The sequence below is a fragment of the Marispirochaeta aestuarii genome, assembly GCF_002087085.1.
GTDB classification, from domain to species: Bacteria; Spirochaetota; Spirochaetia; order JC444; family Marispirochaetaceae; genus Marispirochaeta; species Marispirochaeta aestuarii.
In genome coordinates this window covers 105239-120305 of the sequence record NZ_MWQY01000005.1, presented here as the reverse complement: position 1 = coordinate 120305, position 15067 = coordinate 105239, and the positions used below count along the sequence as shown (strand labels likewise).

Sequence of the window (15067 nt, the reverse complement as noted above, 5' to 3'; positions counted from 1 at the left end):
AAACCCGCGGCGAGCCGCCCCGCACCGGAAACGGTCCCAGGGCGACGCCTGCCGATTAAGCCTTAACGACCTTACCGGAACGCAGGCAGCTGGTGCAAACCCGCAGGGTCTTCTTACCTGTTCCGACAAGGGCCTTTACCTTGACGATATTCGGCTTCCATACGCGGCGGGTTTTGTTGTGCGCATGGCTCACGTTGTTGCCCGCAACAGTTCCTTTTCCGCAGATATCACATCTTCGGGCCATTGTCTCCACCTCGATTCAGTTAAAAATAGTGCAATGCAATCTATCAGATTGGCATTTTTTTGTAAAGTACTCAGCTGCAGCCGGTTGTTCCTCCGCAGGTTTCACATTTCAGGCAGGTTCCGTTCCGTACCAGGGTAAAATGCCCGCAGGACGGACAGGGATCCCCCTCGTAACCGCGGAAACGCGCCTCCCGGGCAAATCTTCCGGAATCAGAAACAACTTCCGCCGAGCTGTGTCCCCCGTTATTGCTGATGTGGCTGTCGGTGGTTTCGGTGGAATCAAGGTCCGCAGGTTTTACCTGGGCCAGGTCCGTCCGATGAAGATAGGTCAGGGCCAGGTCCCTGAAAATGAAATCCAGAACCGAGGTGGCCATTTTAATGTTGTCATGTCCCTGGACAATACCGTTGGGCTCGAAGCGGGTAAAGGTAAAGGCATCCACATACTCCTTCAGGGGAACCCCGTACTGAAGCCCCAGAGAGACGGCAATGGCAAAGCTGTTCAGCAGGGAGCGGAAGGCTGCCCCCTCCTTGTGCATGTCGAGAAAAATCTCCCCCAGGCTTCCGTCACTGTAATTGCCGGTGCGTAAAAACAGGCTGTGACCGCCGATCTTGGCCTTCTGGGTATAGCCGTCCCTTCGATTTGGAAGCAGTTTCCGACCTCGTGCGATCTGGCTGTTGACGGGTGCCTCGGCATGCCGGGATTGTTCCGATCCCTTCTCACGGCTTATCCTCAGGATTGCATCCGCCACCTTGTCGGCACCGGGGCTCAGGGATGAGAGGGGCTGACTGAGTTTCGACCCGTCCCGATACAGGGCGATGGATTTCAGCATCCGCTTCCAGGCCATAAAATGAGCACCCTTTACATCCTCGATGGTCGCCCCTGCAGGCATATTAATGGTTTTGGATATGGCGCCGGAGATAAAGGGCTGAACTGCCGCCATCATCTCCACATGAGCCTGCCAGGGAATACTTCTTCGGCCCCTGCGTCCTCCCGGCGAGGCGGTATCGAAAACGGAAAGGTCTTCTTCCCGGAGATGGGGGGCTCCCTCGAGGGTCATGGTTCCGCAGGCATAATCCTCGGCGGCCTCTATCTCAAGGGGTGAGAAACCAAGATGGGCCAGCAGGTCAAATCCCGGCAGATTGTAGGTGGCGGCGGGGATCTTCAGAACATTCCGGTAAAAATCCTCCCCCAGAAGATAGGGCTGAAAACAGCCGCCTAAAGAGACCGCGGATTTCAGCGCCCCGTCAATCGTATCCAGCTCGTCCGGGCCGAAGCCCTTTTCCGCCAGACTCTCCCGGTTGATCACCGGAGCTCCCGTAAGCGTTCCGTGACCCAGGCAATAGTCTATGATATCCTCCTGCCGGTCATCCTCGTAGCCCAGAGCGGCCAGGGCCGGCCGTATGGACTGGTTTATGATCTTGAAATAGCCCCCTCCGGCCAGCTTCTTGAACTTGACCAGGGCAAAATCCGGCTCAATACCGGTTGTGTCGCAGTCCATCAGAAGTCCGATTGTACCCGTGGGAGCAATGGCTGAGACCTGGGCGTTTCGGTATCCGTGGGCCTCTCCGAGCTCCAGCGCCCGGTCCCAGGCGGATACTGCGGCATCCCGCAGATAGCTCGGGCATTTTTCTTCATCGATTCCCGCGGGATAGACCGACAGCCCTTCGTATTCCCCTTCCTCACTGTCAAGGGCCGCCCTTCTGTGGTTGCGGATTACCCTGAGCATGGCCTCCCGGTTATCCTTGAAACGGGGAAAGGGCCCCGCCTGGGCGGCGAGTTCCGCGGAAAAGGCGTAGGCCTCGCCGGAGAGGATCGCGGATATGGCGGCGCCGATGGCGCGTCCCTCGTCGCTGTCGTAGGCCTTTCCCATTACCATCAGGAGGGTTCCCAGATTGGCAAAGCCCAGACCGAGGGTACGGTACTCGTAGCTCAGGCGTGCCACCTCTTCCGATGGAAACTGGGCCATGTAGACGGAAATTTCCAGGATCAGGGTCCAGAGGCGAACGGCATGCCGGAACTCATCCACCATGAAGGTTCCGAAATCGGGATCATAAAAGCGCATCAGGTTCAGGGATGCAAGATTGCAGGCGGTGTTATCCAGAAACATGTACTCGCTGCAGGGATTGGAGCCCCGTATTTCTCCTCCCGCCGGACAGGTGTGCCACTCGTTTATGGTGGAATGAAACTGCAGTCCCGGATCGGCGCATTTCCAGGCAGCCCTGGCGATCTGGTCCCAGAGGATCCGTGCCCGAACGTTTTTAACCGCCTCCCCGCCGGTACGGGCAGTAAGGGCATAATCCCGGTCCTCAAGAACCGCCTCCATGAACTCCTGGGTAATTCTGACCGAATTATTCGATGCCTGTCCGCTGACGGTCGTATATGCCTCACCCTGCCAGTCGGTATCGAAGAGCTCAAACTCCGGGAGTTCCCCCTCTTCATCGGCCATCCTGACCAGGGGGTAGATGAAGGGCTGGGGGATCTCGTCTTCAAGGGCGGCCTTTATCGCCGTTTTCAGGGCAGGGTTGAGGTCCGGATCGGTCCGGTCGGCTTCGTTTCCCCTGTAGTCCCGTACAGCACTCAAAAGAGCTGCGGCATGGGAGGAAATCTTTCTGCTGCCGGCGGTCATGCAGGCGACCTTGTACTCCTCCTTCATCTTCCAGTCGATGAATTTTTCGATATCCGGATGGTCCGAATCAAGGATGACCATTTTTGCCGCCCGGCGGGTCGTACCGCCGCTTTTTATTGCCGCGGCGGAACGATCGGCTATCTTGAGAAAGGAGAGCAGTCCGGAGGATACCCCGCCGCCGCTTAAGGGTTCTCCTTCGGCGCGGATTTTCGAAAAGTTCGAACCGGTCCCGGATCCGTACTTGAAGAGCCGGGCTTCCCTGGTGACCAGGTCAAGAATGCCTTCGTCGCTTACAAGGTTGTCCTCCACATCCATAATAAAACAGGCATGGGGCTGAGGGCGTTTATATGCACTGGAGGATTTTTTCAGCTTACCCGAATCGGGATCAACGTAGTAGTGCCCCTGGGGAGGACCTTCGATTCCGTAGGCGTCGTAAAGCCCTGTATTGAACCACTGGGGTGAATTGGGGGCTCCCATCTGACGGGCGAGCATGTAGCGGACCTCGTCGTAGAAGGCTTTACCGTCCTCCGGGGTGTCGAAATACCCGGCCTTCTCTCCCCAGTTACGCCAGGCTTCGGCCAGGCGATGGAAGACCTGCCGGGCGTCGTTCTCTCCTCCCGTTGCGCCCCGGCCATCGGGAACTCCGGCCCTGCGAAAGTATTTCTGGGCCATGATGTCCGTGGCTATCTGGGACCAGCCGGAAGGAACTACCACATCCTTCTGCTGAAAAATCAGACCGCCGTCGGGATTCCTGATTTCAGATTCCCGGGAGCTCCATTCTATTCCCTCGTAGGGATCACCGGACGTGCCGGTAAACAGTCGTGTAATCTTCATATCCCCTCCGCTTTTTTCTCGCGAACTCACAAGATACGAAAAAAACATTCCCCTGGCAAGGGTTAATGCGCTATATGTGGCGCATTTTTTTACAAGATGACGCTATATAGGGTGTATTAATAGAGATATTTCAGGTTTTCCAGATCGCCGCCCCGCAAACCCAGAGAGGAGTAAACATATTCCTCCAGGAAGGCTGCGGAATTCTCAAAGTGATTTGGAAAATTCGCAGTCAGTTCATCAATCAGCCCGGCAGACTGAGGGTACAGCCTGGCCATACGCGGCAGGGTGTGATCGATAAAATAGGTGTTTGCCCGGAAGACCGGCTGTTGAAGAAGATATGCCTGCAGCTCGTTCTGAACCAGGTAGCTGTCTTCCGGATCGTAACCCCGCCAGCGAAGGAAAACCCGCCAGAACTCCTTCTCCACCGGGGAAAAACCTTCCCACAGTCGGGCGGTATGTTCCCTGTAGCCGGGGTCGGTAAAAAAGAGGCCGTGAAACCCCTCATGGGTCAGAAAAAGGCGCCGCAGGTAATCCACGGATTCCCTGCTTATGGATATTACGGCACCTGTATGAAAGCGATACCCTCCGCCGCCATCCCCTGAAAGGATGCCTTCGGAGAGGAGTATCTCCCTCAGTTCGAGTTCCTCGGCGTTGAGGACAAAGCCTGACTCCTCCGCCGCGGTAAAGAAGCGTGCCAGGTCCTCTGCCCGATAGTCGTGGGCATTCCATCCGTGGAGTTCATGAAGCTCGGAGTCCGTCAGCAGCCTTCCCTGGAAGCCGTCTTTTTCCACGAAAAAGGCCAGCCGCTTGAGAAAAGCAGCCTGGGTACTGTAGTCGGAAAAATCAAATACCAGGACCTTCGGCTCCACGGTCCACCTGAAAAGTTCGAACTCGCTTCGGCGCCATTTTTCCCGGGGATAACGCAGAATCGAAGCGAAATCCATGGAAACGGGATCCGGTACAGAGGGTGTCTTATGCAGACCGAAGGTCTCGATGCGGGTATTTTGTCCGTGAAGGGTAATGCTGCCGGGCATGAAGCCGAGGGCAGGAATATACAGACTCAGCTGCCTGTAGTTTTCAGGCCGGCGAAGCTCCATTTCCCGGGTCATTCCATCCCCGTCCTTCAGCTCCAGCAGCAGGGGACCGGTAGAATCCGTTCTCATTCCAATCTGCAGGATATCCGCCCCGGAGGGACCCGCAAGTTCAGTGGAAACCAGAACTTCAGCACGATCGGTACCGGTATGGGAGAGGACCTTGATTCCGTGACCTATGAGTGCAGGGTTGCCGGTAAAATCGGCACCGGTAAAGCTGTCCTCGACGCCGCTTCCGATAATTTTCAGGGAGCCCCGGGGTGCATCGGTTTCCAGCTGAAAGCCTTCAAAAAGGGCATTCCTGTCCAGGGGATAGCGGAACTCCACCTCCCGGGCGTCGAGATTCGGCAGATCCACCAGCACGTACTCTCCGTCGATCTTCAAACGGAGGTCCAGGGGACAATCGGCCCAGTAGACAATAAAAAAGGAACGACCGGGTTCACGGATCTCCAGCCCCTGCCTGAGACTGTAAAACGGGGTCGAGAGCCTGCCGTTCACTGAAATCAGATCGTTGCCGTTCTGATCCGGGGCTTTGGAATCGGCCACGAGCTCCCGCTTCAGACCCGAATACTCGATAAAGTAAAAGCCTTCCACCCTGTTGTGAACACAACCGGGGAAAACCAGGCTTAAAAAAAGTATGCCCAGGAGAGAGGAAAATATAATGAAACCGGTGTTCGCTTTCGTACTCATTCCGACATCATGGGTAAGATACTCTTCAGAAGGAGTTCCGCCAACTCCTGTTTTCGGGACGGCGGAAACTCATCACTTTCGTGAACGATACTGTAAAAACGTCCGCGGAAGTTTTCAGGTAAATCAGGGAGTTCCAGGACCCGCCGGTAAAGATCTCTTCCGGAAGGTTCAAAGCGTCTGTTCAGGACGAACATGACGGAGGAAAGGTTTTTCAGGTACCCTGCCATGGAAATACTATAGAAGAGCCAGTCATCCCGGATTACCGCCGCCTGCAGATCCGACAGGTAATGCTCAGCGGCGGCGAAACTGCTCTCCTCCAGAGCCTTCCAGAACTCCTTCGGCAGGTTTTTGAGTTTTTCCCGGGTTTTTTCAATCCAGTCGCTTTTTGCATGGAGTACCCGGTAGGTGGACAGACGGTAGAAAATGTAGGTTCCCGACTGACGGAAGATCCAGAGCCGTTCGTCGGCATGCCGAAGGTCTGAATCGATACGGTCGATATCCTTGTATTCCACCCTGACGGGAACAGAATCGATAATGAACCTGTCCTTGCTCGAAACATTGGATGATTCAAAGGCCCCGGCATCGGAAAAGGTCTGAATTCTCTGGTTAAGATCCGGCAGGGACCCGCGATAAAAAACGTCAAAACTCATGAAGAAATAAGGGTCCGTCGGATCCATTTCGGCAAACTCGGCAAGGGTAATGGTATCCACCCCTTCCCAGGCTGCAAGCCGGTCGCTCAGGTCCCGGGCAATTTTTTCTACTCGTCTTTTCATGGGGGTATAGTATCACAACTGGCTTTACCCTTGAAAGATGCTGTGGCACAATCCCTGTAATGAAGCAGCTCAGAAGTATTGTACTGGGGCTCCTCCCGCCGGGAAGCATGCTCGCCTCTGTTCAGAAGTATCAGGATCGTATCTTCAGAGAAACCGGAAACCCCTCGGCCTCCGGAGTTCTGCCCATTCTTCCCCTCTGCAGCTGCAGCGAGCCTGTGGATCCGCCTGAAGAACTGCGCCTGGATGAGGCTCTGAGCTTTCTGCACCCCCTGGAGTATCGGGAAAACTGGTATCTCCCCCTGGGGAACAGGAGGGCCCTGAACACTTTGACAGAGAAACTTCCCCTCGGGTATGCTCAGTACCGGGATGACGAAAAACTGCTTTTTCCGCTTTTCCCGGGGCTCTTTCTCTGCCGGGGAGGTGCGGCTTTTCCTTTATCCGATACCCTTCTTTCGGATATTTATCCCCCCGACGGGCAGCTGCGGTCGGCCTCATTTTCCGCCGTCCTGGTGGAGTATCGCTGTTCCCGGCCCCGGGACGGCTGGTGGGACAGTATTGAGGAGCGGATTCACTGGGAACTGCGGGTCAGAAAACCTGCCGTAAAGGGACGCTGAAAGATGAACAGGGGAACAGCATGATGGATATGAACACCCGGGAGCTTCCGGTACTCTCGGTCAGCCAGATTACCGGACTCATCAAGGAGACCCTGGAGGGGGGCTTCCGGGGCCTCTCGGTGGAAGGTGAGGTATCGAACTATCGGCCCGCCTCCAGCGGTCACGTGTATTTCAACCTGAAGGATCAGGATGCCATGATAGCCTGCGTTCTGTTCCGCAATGCCGCTGCCCGGCTCTCCTTTTCTCCCAGAGACGGCCAGAAAGTACGGATCAACGGCGACCTATCCGTCTATGCCAGACGGGGAAATTACCAGATCGTTGTGAGCCGCATGGTCCTGGCCGGCGAGGGCGAGATCCTTGCAATGCTGGAGGAACGCAAGCGACGCCTTGCCGTGGAGGGATTGTTCGACCAGGAGCGAAAACGTCCCCTGCCCCTCTTTCCCGCCCGCATCGCCGTGGTTACATCCCCCACGGGGGCGGCTGTCCGGGACATCCTGCAGGTCCTCCGCCGGAGACATTCCGGGGTATCCGTTACCATTCTGCCCGCCGCCGTCCAGGGCGAAGGGGCTGCTGAGCAGATTGTCAGGGGGATCAGGACGGCGAATATTCACGAACTGGGAGATGTGCTGATCATCGGCCGGGGCGGCGGTTCCCTGGAAGACCTGCTGCCCTTTTCCGAGGAGAGCGTCGTCAGAGCCGTCGCCGAGTCAGGAATACCGGTAATCTCCGCGGTGGGGCACGAGATTGACTGGGCCCTGAGCGATTTCGCCGCGGACCTGCGGGCCCCGACGCCCTCGGCGGCTGCGGAAATTGTCTCAGCCTCCAGGGATGAACTTCTGAACCGGGCACGATCATCCCTGCGTCATCTTCTCAGCGGCATCAGGGCAAGGACAGGCCGGGCCGGCATGCTTGTTCAGCGCTTCTCGCCGGAGTACATGGAAAGAACCCTGAGGCAGAAGATTCAACCCATACTTCAGCGCCTGGATGACGACAAAGAGGAGATCATCGACGCCCTGCGGCAGCGTCTGAAGGATTACTCCCATCGGATTGCCCTGAGCAGCGAACGTCTCCGTTCAGGCTCTCCCGGACTCATAATGCAAAAGGGCTACGCCATGGTAAAACACGGGGGCAGAATTTTGACAGACAGTACAGAGGCGGCACCGGGAGACGGAATTTCGGTTCGCCTTTTCAGAGGCAGTCTGGAGGCAACCATAGATACACTTATTTCCCCGGACAAAGAGGAAAAGAATGAAGGGATTTGAAGAACGACTGAAAAGGCTTGAAGAGCTGAGCGAAAAAATCCACGACGAAGAGGTCGATCTTGACGAGGCCATGGCCTTTTTTGAAGAGGGAATAAAACTGGCCCGGGCTCTGGAGACTGACCTGGCAAAGGTCGAAAGGAAGATCGAAATCCTTGTAAACCAGGCGGATTCCGAGGAAGAAAAACCCGTACTGGAGCTGTTTCCCGAACTGAATTCAGGAAAGGATCAGGAATAAAAGCCTGACCCTTCGTCAGGGAAGCCCTTCAATCCTGTCGCCCACAACTATTCCCGCTTCCGAAAAGGCCCCGCGCTTAAGCTCCAGGGCGTAGCGTACGGAGTGGCTTGACTGGACCGGCTGTTCGTTGTGGGGAACCAGATTGTGGATCTCCTTTATGGTGCCGTCCTTGGAGATATAGGCCAGGGAGAGGGGGATTTCCGTATTTTTCATCCAGAAACTCAAGGTCTGGTCATGGGGAAAGACAAACAGCATACCCCTGTCATCCGGCAGGGTTTCCCGGAACATCAGACCCCGGCTTCGTTCCTCCCGTGAGTCAGCCACTTCGACGTAAAAGGTCTTTCCCTTTATTCGGATTTCCAGGGTCTCTTCTCCTGCAGCGCAGGAACTGCCCATGGCGGCAAACAGCAGAAATATGATCATGGTGAAGCCCTGAGCAGCCCGGCTTCTAAAACCGGGAAAGGAACTCTTCCCGGCTGATTCTTTCGTATGACTCAAGGGTCTCTCCCTCCTGCCTGATGGCGTCAAAAAGTGCCCTGTCAATATAGCGCAGCATTACCGGCCGCTCAAGGGAGATTCTTACATTCTCGTTTTCCCAGTAGGCCCTCTGGGGAGAAAGATCAGCGGGATTTCCGTATTTCTCCGTCAGGGTCGAATAAACGGAGTAATAATCGATATTCTCAGGATCCATAACCAGCAGCATCGCATAGAGGCGGTCATCCTGGCTGAACTGAAACTGGGCCGAGGCGAAGAAACCGAAACCCTCCACCTCCATGAGACTGAGGTTTTCCCGCTCCAGCAGGGACACATCCGGATCACCCCGGTAGAGAAAATCATCGCTGGAAAGAAGTTCATTCTTTATGTCCGCCATGGACATTCCAAGTTCAAGGGTATCGAATCCCCGGGGAAGAGGCTCCGGAGCCGAATCCTCCTGGGCACTGAGCTGCATGCATGCCAGGAGAAGAAGAACGGGGACCACAGCTTTCTTGAGGATGGCGCTTATCACCCTTCGATTATCGGCAGACCGATGCATTGCCATGATAGTATGGAAAGGCGGCGCAGAATCGTTTAGTATCAGATCAGATACACAGGAGGAGAGTAAGGAGGAACCTGTGCACTTTGACCTCAAATACGGTAAAAGCACCCTGCCCCTGGAGATAGATGACACGCAGATACTCGATGTTATCCATCCTGGAAATCAGCCGCCCCTGGAAGATACCTCGTCAGCGGTGGAAAGAGTGCTGAGAAACCCTCTGGGTACCGCAGCCCTGGAAACCCTGATCCGGAAAAGAAGTCCGGAACGGCTGGTTATTGTCGTCAACGATATAACCCGCCCGACCCCCTACTCCGTTCTTATGCCGCCCCTCCTGCGGACTATCGAGGATGCCGGTACGCCCCGGGAAAATATTACCCTGATTACCGCCACGGGCATCCACAGCCCCCACACGCCGGAAGAGAACCTTCAGGCCTACGGAAAGGATCTGGTGGAGAATTACCGGATAATCTGCCATGACGCCGAGGACGAGGCAAACCTGGTGCACAAAGGACGGCTCCCCTCGGGATACGATTTCCTTTTGAACCGCACGGTCGACGAGGCGGACTTTCTTATTACCATCGGGGTGGTTATGCCCCACTTTTTTGCCGGCTATTCCGGGGGACGAAAATCGATCCTCCCGGGGGTTTCAGGCAAATCCACGGTGCAGCTGAACCATGCCCGGATGGTTGAACTTATGGACGACCTTCCCCCCATACGCGAGAATCCCATCAGTCTGGAGATGATTCAGGCCGCCCGTATGGCAAAGGTTGATTTTATCCTCAACGCTGTAAGCAACGATGACGGCGAAGTCATCAATGTCTACGCAGGTGACCTGGAGGAAGCCTGGTATGCTGCGGTGGAAAAATCCGAGGAGCTCTACATTACGAAGATCCCGGAACTTGCGGACATCACTGTCGTTTCGGCAAGCGGTTTTCCCCGGGACATCAATATCTACCAGGCCCAGAAGGCTCTGGATCATGCAGACAAGGCCACCCGGCGGGGGGGAACCATCATTCTTCTTGCCGAATGCAGCGGAGCCTACGGGGATGAGGTTTTCGAGAACTTCATGAAGAAGGGACTCTCCCCCGAAGGCATCATGCAGGAGGTCAGAGAGAACTTTGTCATGGGGGGGCACAAGGCCTACTGTTTCGCCAAGGTGGCGGCGGAAAAACAGGTTATCCTGGTATCGTCGGCATCGGAGCAGGTCACCTCCAGCCTCTTCGCGGAAAAGGCGGAAAGCCCCCGGGAAGCCCTGGAAAGGGCCCTCCGCCGTCACGGGAAGAATGCCGCGATACGGATAATGCCCGAAGGCGGGGTTACCGTCCCGTCCCTGGTATCCTGATACGGGGGCTCAGGCTGTGGAGCTCTTTTCTTCAGATAATACATCAAGCGCCCCCCTGGCTGATCGCATGCGCCCGAGGACCCTGGACGAGTTTGCCGGCCAGGACCACATTGTCGGCCCCGGGCGTCTGCTGCGAAGGGTAATCCAGGCGGACCAGCTCTCCTCCCTCATATTCTACGGCCCCCCGGGAACCGGAAAGACAACCCTGGCCAGAGTGATCGCGGGTTCCACAAAAAGCCACTTTATTACCCTGAACGCCGTACTCTCCGGGGTCAAACAGCTGCGGGAGTCCATAGACGAGGCCAGGGAAAAGCGGGAATACTACGGTCGCCGGACAACCCTCTTTATCGATGAAGTCCACCGCTGGAACAAGGCCCAGCAGGATGCCCTGCTTCCCTGGGTGGAGAACGGAACAGTGATTCTGATCGGTGCGACCACGGAGAATCCCTACTTTGAAGTCAATTCCGCCCTGGTCAGCCGGAGCCGGATTTTCCAGCTTAAACCCCTGAGCGATCAGGACCTCTATCGGGTGGCGGAGATGGCTCTTGAGGATCCGGAACGGGGATACGGCCGCTTCCGCGTCAGCATTGACCGGGATGCCCTGGATCATCTGGTGCAGGTGGCCAACGGCGATGCCCGCACCCTGCTGAACGCCCTGGAGCTGGCGGTGGAGACCACACCGGAATCCTTTCCTCCCCCGGAAGGGACGGAAATCCGTGTAAATCTCGAGGTTGCCGAGGAGAGCATCCAGCGCAAGGCGGTGCTCTACGATAAGGAGGGGGATTATCACTTTGATACCATATCCGCCTTTATCAAATCGGTCCGGGGATCGGACCCCGATGCGGCCCTCTACTGGCTGGCCAGAATGGTCAAGGCCGGGGAGGATCCCCGATTCATATTCCGGCGAATGCTCATCTCCGCATCAGAGGATATCGGCCTGGCGGATCCCCGGGCCCTTGTTTTCGTTCAGTCCGCCGCAGCGGCCTTTGACCGGGTCGGGCTTCCGGAAGGACAGTACCACCTGGCCCAGGCGGTACTCTACCTGGCGACCGCGCCGAAATCCAACTCCTGCCTGGGCTACTTTGATGCCCTGAATTCCCTGGAAGAGGAGAATATCGGGGATATCCCCAGACACCTGAAAGACCCCGGCCGGGATGCCAAAGCCTTCGGTCATGGCCAGGGCTATCAGTATCCCCACGCCTACCGGGACCACTGGGTGGCCCAGCAGTATCTGCCCGCGGCCCTGACAGGGAGGGTCTTTTACATGCCGGGAGACCTGGGCCATGAAGGGGCCCTGAAGCCTCTCCTGCAGCAGCGCAGGGAGGAGCAGATTGCCGCCTCCCTGGAGGACTCTCCGGAGGTTCTTACCTACAGTCCCGGGGACCGGCGGCGCGAGCGCTGGGCAAACCGTACGGTAAGCGGAGCCGCGGCCATGCAGAAAGCCTTGAGGGACGGCCTCTTCGATCTCTTTGAGTGGCAGCGCCACTGGCGGGTCCTGGACATCGCCCCTGGAAACGGACTTTTCATGACCGAAGCCCTGCGCAGATGTCCCGAGGGGGGCATCGTTGTATGCGCCGCGGATACATCCAGGCGCGAAGTCCTTGAACACCTGGCGTCGGAACTGCCGGCCCCGGAGCGTCCTCTTTTTCTTGCTGCCCCCTTCCCTGATGCCCTGGACATGCTGAAGCCAGGGGAAAGACGCTTTGAGGTTCTGATGGGACGGGACAGCCTCATAAGGAGTCCTGACCGGGAGCTTCTCTTCCGGCACAGCGCCTCCTGCCTGCAGCCCGGGGGACGATTGATTCTTGCAGAGATTATGCCCCGGGAAGGATCCAGGCTTTCGGAACTTCTATCCGGCGGGGTGGCGGATCCGGAGATCCTTGCGAAATTCCGTCAGGCGGAAGAGGCCATATACGCGGATCCTGACAATCCTCTGGTCAACTGGAGCAGTGAGGACATCGGGAAGCAGCTGAAAAAATACGGATTCGTTCCAGATCTTCTGGAAAAACGGGAACACCGCTTCGAACAGACCCTGACGGAAAAGCTGATACACTCCTGGTTCGATCCGGGATCCGGGGGATTCGGCGCCCGGCTGGGGGAGTTCCTCCTTCCCGGGGAACTGAGAACCCTCAAGGAGACTGCATCGAGACAACTGGCGGAGAAAAAGGTCCCGTGGAAGAGGACCTACCTGCTGCTTGCCTGCCGCATGCCGGCAGGTACGGGCAAGATAAAAATAGAGGATTTTTGAAAGCGCCTCTATTGACATTTTTTCCTTTTTTAGGCATCTTTGCACCACGTTCACGGTGGGCATAGTTCAGTGGTAGAGCACCAGATTGTGGTTCTGGGTGTCGCGGGTTCAAATCCCGTTGCCCACCCTTTGCTTTATTCCTGTTGGAATTTTGCACCGGAAGGAGCCTTTGAATGCGTCCGTAGCTCAGCTGGATAGAGCGCCGGACTTCGAATCCGTAGGTCGCAGGTTCGAATCCTGCCGGGCGTAATCAATTGGGCCGTTAGCTCAGCTGGCAGAGCAGCAGACTCTTAATCTGCGGGTCGAAGGTTCGATCCCTTCACGGCTCAATATCGGAAACCCGGGGTAAAAAACAAAAATAGCCCGGGTTGACGAAAACAGTTTAGTGTGTATAATGGGGCTCCATCGCGAGAGTGGTGGAATTGGCAGACACGCTAGACTTAGGATCTAGTGCCGAAAGGTGTAAGGGTTCAAGTCCCTTCTCTCGCAATAGATCCTGCAATTCGCGCGAGAGTAGCTCAGTGGTAGAGCTCCACCTTGCCAAGGTGGATGTCGCGGGTTCAAGTCCCGTCTCTCGCTCTATTTGATAAAGCGATCTGGTTGTCTCCAGATCGCTTTTTTTGTACTCCCTAATTATACTCAATAGGGTATTCCCCGTTAAAGTCGGGAATACAATGACTGCTTGTTTGTGAGGTTAAGATGGTTGCGAATAAGGAAATTGAAAAACTGGAAAAGTCCGCTGTAAAACTTACGGTTACAGTGGCCAAAGAAGACGTGCGCAAAGAGTTCGACGGGCTTGTGGATAAATACTGCAAAACAGCCCACGTCAAGGGATTCCGTAAAGGAAAGGTCCCTGCAGGCATTCTTCTGCAGAAATACGGTGAAAGTATACGCTATGAAACCTCCATGAAGGTCATTGAAGAGAGCCTCAAGGAGCTTTTTGAAGAAATCGAGGAGCGTCCCATTGCCTACTCCACCCCGGAACTTCAGGACGAGGCTCTCGTCAACGAGGATGAGGACTTTACCTTCTCCGTTAAATATGACGTTTTTCCCGATATCACACTGGGAGAATACAAGGGCCTGACCGTGGAAGAGCCGGAGGTCAAGGTCGGAAAGAAGGAGATCGACGAGGAGCTTGAAAAGATCCGCGACCAGAACTCTGTTGTCATGGAAAAGGAAAAGCCCGTCGAGAAGGACGATATTGTTACCGTCGATTACGTCGAACTGGATGAAAACGGCCAGGAGGTGGAAGGTACCCGGCGGGAGGATTTTGTCTTTACCGTGGGTTCCGGCTACAACATGTACAAGATCGACGACGATCTTGTCGGCATGAAAACCGGGGAAGAAAAAGAGATAAAGAAGAGCTTCCCCGAAGATTTCGAGTACCAGGAGCTTGCGGGCAGCGAGAAGACCATCAAGGTCAGCCTCAAGGTTGTCAAGGAGAAGCAGCTCCCCGCTCTGGACGATGAACTGGCCCAGGACGTGAACGAGAAGTTCGAAACCCTGAAAGACCTGAAGGACGACATAAAGAAACGACTCGAGAGCAGTCTCGAGCAGCGCCTGAGATCCATCAAAATAGACTCCCTCCTTGAACAGATCGTTGAAAAATCGGAGATCGATGTACCCGAATCCATGGTCGCCGCAGAGCTGGAAAACTCCTGGAGAAATTTCCAGATGCAGTCCCGAATGTCCGAGGATCAGCTTCTGCAGCTCCTTTCGATTCAGGGGAAGGACAAAGCTGCCCTTCTTGCCGAATGGCGGGATGATGCTGAGAAATCTTTGAAGGCACAACTAGTTATAGGAAAACTCATTGAAGCCGAAGATATTAAGGTAAACGACGAGGATTACGAGAAGGAACTCGCTGAACAGGCTGAACGGAGCGATATGACCCTTGAACAGACCAGGGAGTATGTTGATAACAACAACATGGAAGAGTATCTGAGGTCCGACCTTCTGAACCGCAAACTCTTCGACCGGCTTCTGGAAATCTCTGAGGTCAAGAAAGGGAAAAAAGAGTCCTATGTGGACGTAATGAACAGAAATAAGTAAATTGATAAGACACGAAACGTCAA

At 55.6% G+C, this 15067-nt stretch carries 12 protein-coding genes and 5 tRNA genes; 11 read left to right on the top strand and 6 right to left on the bottom strand.

Going from position 1 to position 15067, the window contains the following annotated elements; translation table 11 throughout:
- Positions 1–55: 55 nt before the first annotated feature.
- The 4 genes from rpmB to B4O97_RS05765 form a co-directional block, all read right to left on the bottom strand.
- On the bottom strand, positions 56–244 hold the full coding sequence (rpmB, locus tag B4O97_RS05780) for a 50S ribosomal protein L28 (protein ID WP_083049106.1): 189 nt from the start codon (positions 242–244) through the stop codon (positions 56–58).
- Between the two features lie 70 nt (positions 245–314).
- Positions 315–3704: an adenosylcobalamin-dependent ribonucleoside-diphosphate reductase gene (locus tag B4O97_RS05775; RefSeq protein WP_083049265.1), complete on the bottom strand. Its 3390-nt coding sequence runs from the start codon at positions 3702–3704 to the stop codon at positions 315–317.
- Positions 3705–3820: 116 nt separating this feature from the next.
- Positions 3821–5485 carry a hypothetical protein gene (locus tag B4O97_RS05770; RefSeq protein WP_083049105.1) on the bottom strand — a complete coding sequence of 555 codons (1665 nt, stop codon included), beginning with the start codon at positions 5483–5485 and terminating at the stop codon, positions 3821–3823.
- A complete protein-coding gene (locus tag B4O97_RS05765; protein WP_083049103.1) occupies positions 5482–6258 on the bottom strand; it encodes a DUF4037 domain-containing protein in 777 nt (258 codons plus the stop codon). The genes B4O97_RS05770 and B4O97_RS05765 overlap by 4 nt, the downstream gene beginning before the upstream one ends.
- Positions 6259–6317: 59 nt before the next feature.
- Here B4O97_RS05765 and B4O97_RS05760 point away from each other — a divergent pair, with 59 nt between their 5' ends.
- Genes B4O97_RS05760 through xseB form a run of 3 tightly spaced genes read left to right on the top strand, consistent with a single transcriptional unit; the run spans position 6318 to position 8369 of the window.
- Positions 6318–6872 carry a hypothetical protein gene (locus B4O97_RS05760; protein ID WP_083049101.1) on the top strand — a complete coding sequence of 185 codons (555 nt, stop codon included), beginning with the start codon at positions 6318–6320 and terminating at the stop codon, positions 6870–6872.
- 20 nt (positions 6873–6892) lie between these two features.
- Complete coding sequence (xseA, locus tag B4O97_RS05755; protein ID WP_332889540.1) at positions 6893–8134, top strand: exodeoxyribonuclease VII large subunit; 1242 nt, start codon at positions 6893–6895, stop codon at positions 8132–8134.
- Complete coding sequence (gene xseB, locus B4O97_RS05750; RefSeq protein WP_083049099.1) at positions 8121–8369, top strand: exodeoxyribonuclease VII small subunit; 249 nt, start codon at positions 8121–8123, stop codon at positions 8367–8369. The genes xseA and xseB overlap by 14 nt, the downstream gene beginning before the upstream one ends.
- Positions 8370–8384: 15 nt before the next feature.
- On the opposite strand, the gene B4O97_RS05745 is transcribed toward xseB, so the two are convergent.
- Both B4O97_RS05745 and B4O97_RS05740 read right to left on the bottom strand, forming a co-directional pair.
- Positions 8385–8792, bottom strand: a complete 408-nt coding sequence (locus tag B4O97_RS05745) for a DUF192 domain-containing protein (RefSeq protein WP_083049097.1) — start codon at positions 8790–8792, stop codon at positions 8385–8387.
- A 25-nt stretch (positions 8793–8817) separates the two neighbouring features.
- Positions 8818–9408: a hypothetical protein gene (locus B4O97_RS05740; RefSeq protein ID WP_143305561.1), complete on the bottom strand. Its 591-nt coding sequence runs from the start codon at positions 9406–9408 to the stop codon at positions 8818–8820.
- Between the two features lie 73 nt (positions 9409–9481).
- On the opposite strand from B4O97_RS05740, the gene B4O97_RS05735 reads away from it, so the two are divergent.
- The 8 genes from B4O97_RS05735 (at position 9482) to tig (ending at position 15044) form a co-directional block, all read left to right on the top strand.
- Positions 9482–10747: a nickel-dependent lactate racemase family protein gene (locus B4O97_RS05735; protein WP_096348846.1), complete on the top strand. Its 1266-nt coding sequence runs from the start codon at positions 9482–9484 to the stop codon at positions 10745–10747.
- A 16-nt stretch (positions 10748–10763) separates the two neighbouring features.
- Positions 10764–12995: an AAA family ATPase gene (locus B4O97_RS05730; protein ID WP_083049094.1), complete on the top strand. Its 2232-nt coding sequence runs from the start codon at positions 10764–10766 to the stop codon at positions 12993–12995.
- A 55-nt stretch (positions 12996–13050) separates the two neighbouring features.
- Positions 13051–13122, top strand: a tRNA-His gene (locus B4O97_RS05725).
- Positions 13123–13170: 48 nt separating this feature from the next.
- Positions 13171–13244 (top strand) — tRNA-Arg (locus B4O97_RS05720).
- A gap of 7 nt (positions 13245–13251) precedes the next feature.
- Positions 13252–13324 (top strand) — tRNA-Lys (locus B4O97_RS05715).
- Between the two features lie 78 nt (positions 13325–13402).
- A tRNA-Leu gene (locus tag B4O97_RS05710) sits at positions 13403–13484 on the top strand.
- An 18-nt stretch (positions 13485–13502) separates the two neighbouring features.
- Positions 13503–13574 (top strand) — tRNA-Gly (locus B4O97_RS05705).
- A gap of 120 nt (positions 13575–13694) precedes the next feature.
- Complete coding sequence (gene tig, locus B4O97_RS05700) at positions 13695–15044, top strand: trigger factor (RefSeq protein ID WP_083049092.1); 1350 nt, start codon at positions 13695–13697, stop codon at positions 15042–15044.
- The last annotated feature ends 23 nt before the right edge of the window (positions 15045–15067 follow it).

Coding starts and splice junctions, on each gene's coding strand:
- rpmB (WP_083049106.1), bottom strand. CDS start 244: ATGGCCCGAAGATGTGATATCTGCGGAAAAGGAACTGTTGCGGGCAAC.
- B4O97_RS05775 (WP_083049265.1), bottom strand. CDS start 3,704: ATGAAGATTACACGACTGTTTACCGGCACGTCCGGTGATCCCTACGAG.
- B4O97_RS05770 (WP_083049105.1), bottom strand. CDS start 5,485: ATGAGTACGAAAGCGAACACCGGTTTCATTATATTTTCCTCTCTCCTG.
- B4O97_RS05765 (WP_083049103.1), bottom strand. CDS start 6,258: ATGAAAAGACGAGTAGAAAAAATTGCCCGGGACCTGAGCGACCGGCTT.
- B4O97_RS05760 (WP_083049101.1), top strand. CDS start 6,318: ATGAAGCAGCTCAGAAGTATTGTACTGGGGCTCCTCCCGCCGGGAAGC.
- xseA (WP_332889540.1), top strand. CDS start 6,893: ATGATGGATATGAACACCCGGGAGCTTCCGGTACTCTCGGTCAGCCAG.
- xseB (WP_083049099.1), top strand. CDS start 8,121: ATGAAGGGATTTGAAGAACGACTGAAAAGGCTTGAAGAGCTGAGCGAA.
- B4O97_RS05745 (WP_083049097.1), bottom strand. CDS start 8,792: ATGATCATATTTCTGCTGTTTGCCGCCATGGGCAGTTCCTGCGCTGCA.
- B4O97_RS05740 (WP_143305561.1), bottom strand. CDS start 9,408: ATGGCAATGCATCGGTCTGCCGATAATCGAAGGGTGATAAGCGCCATC.
- tig (WP_083049092.1), top strand. CDS start 13,695: ATGGTTGCGAATAAGGAAATTGAAAAACTGGAAAAGTCCGCTGTAAAA.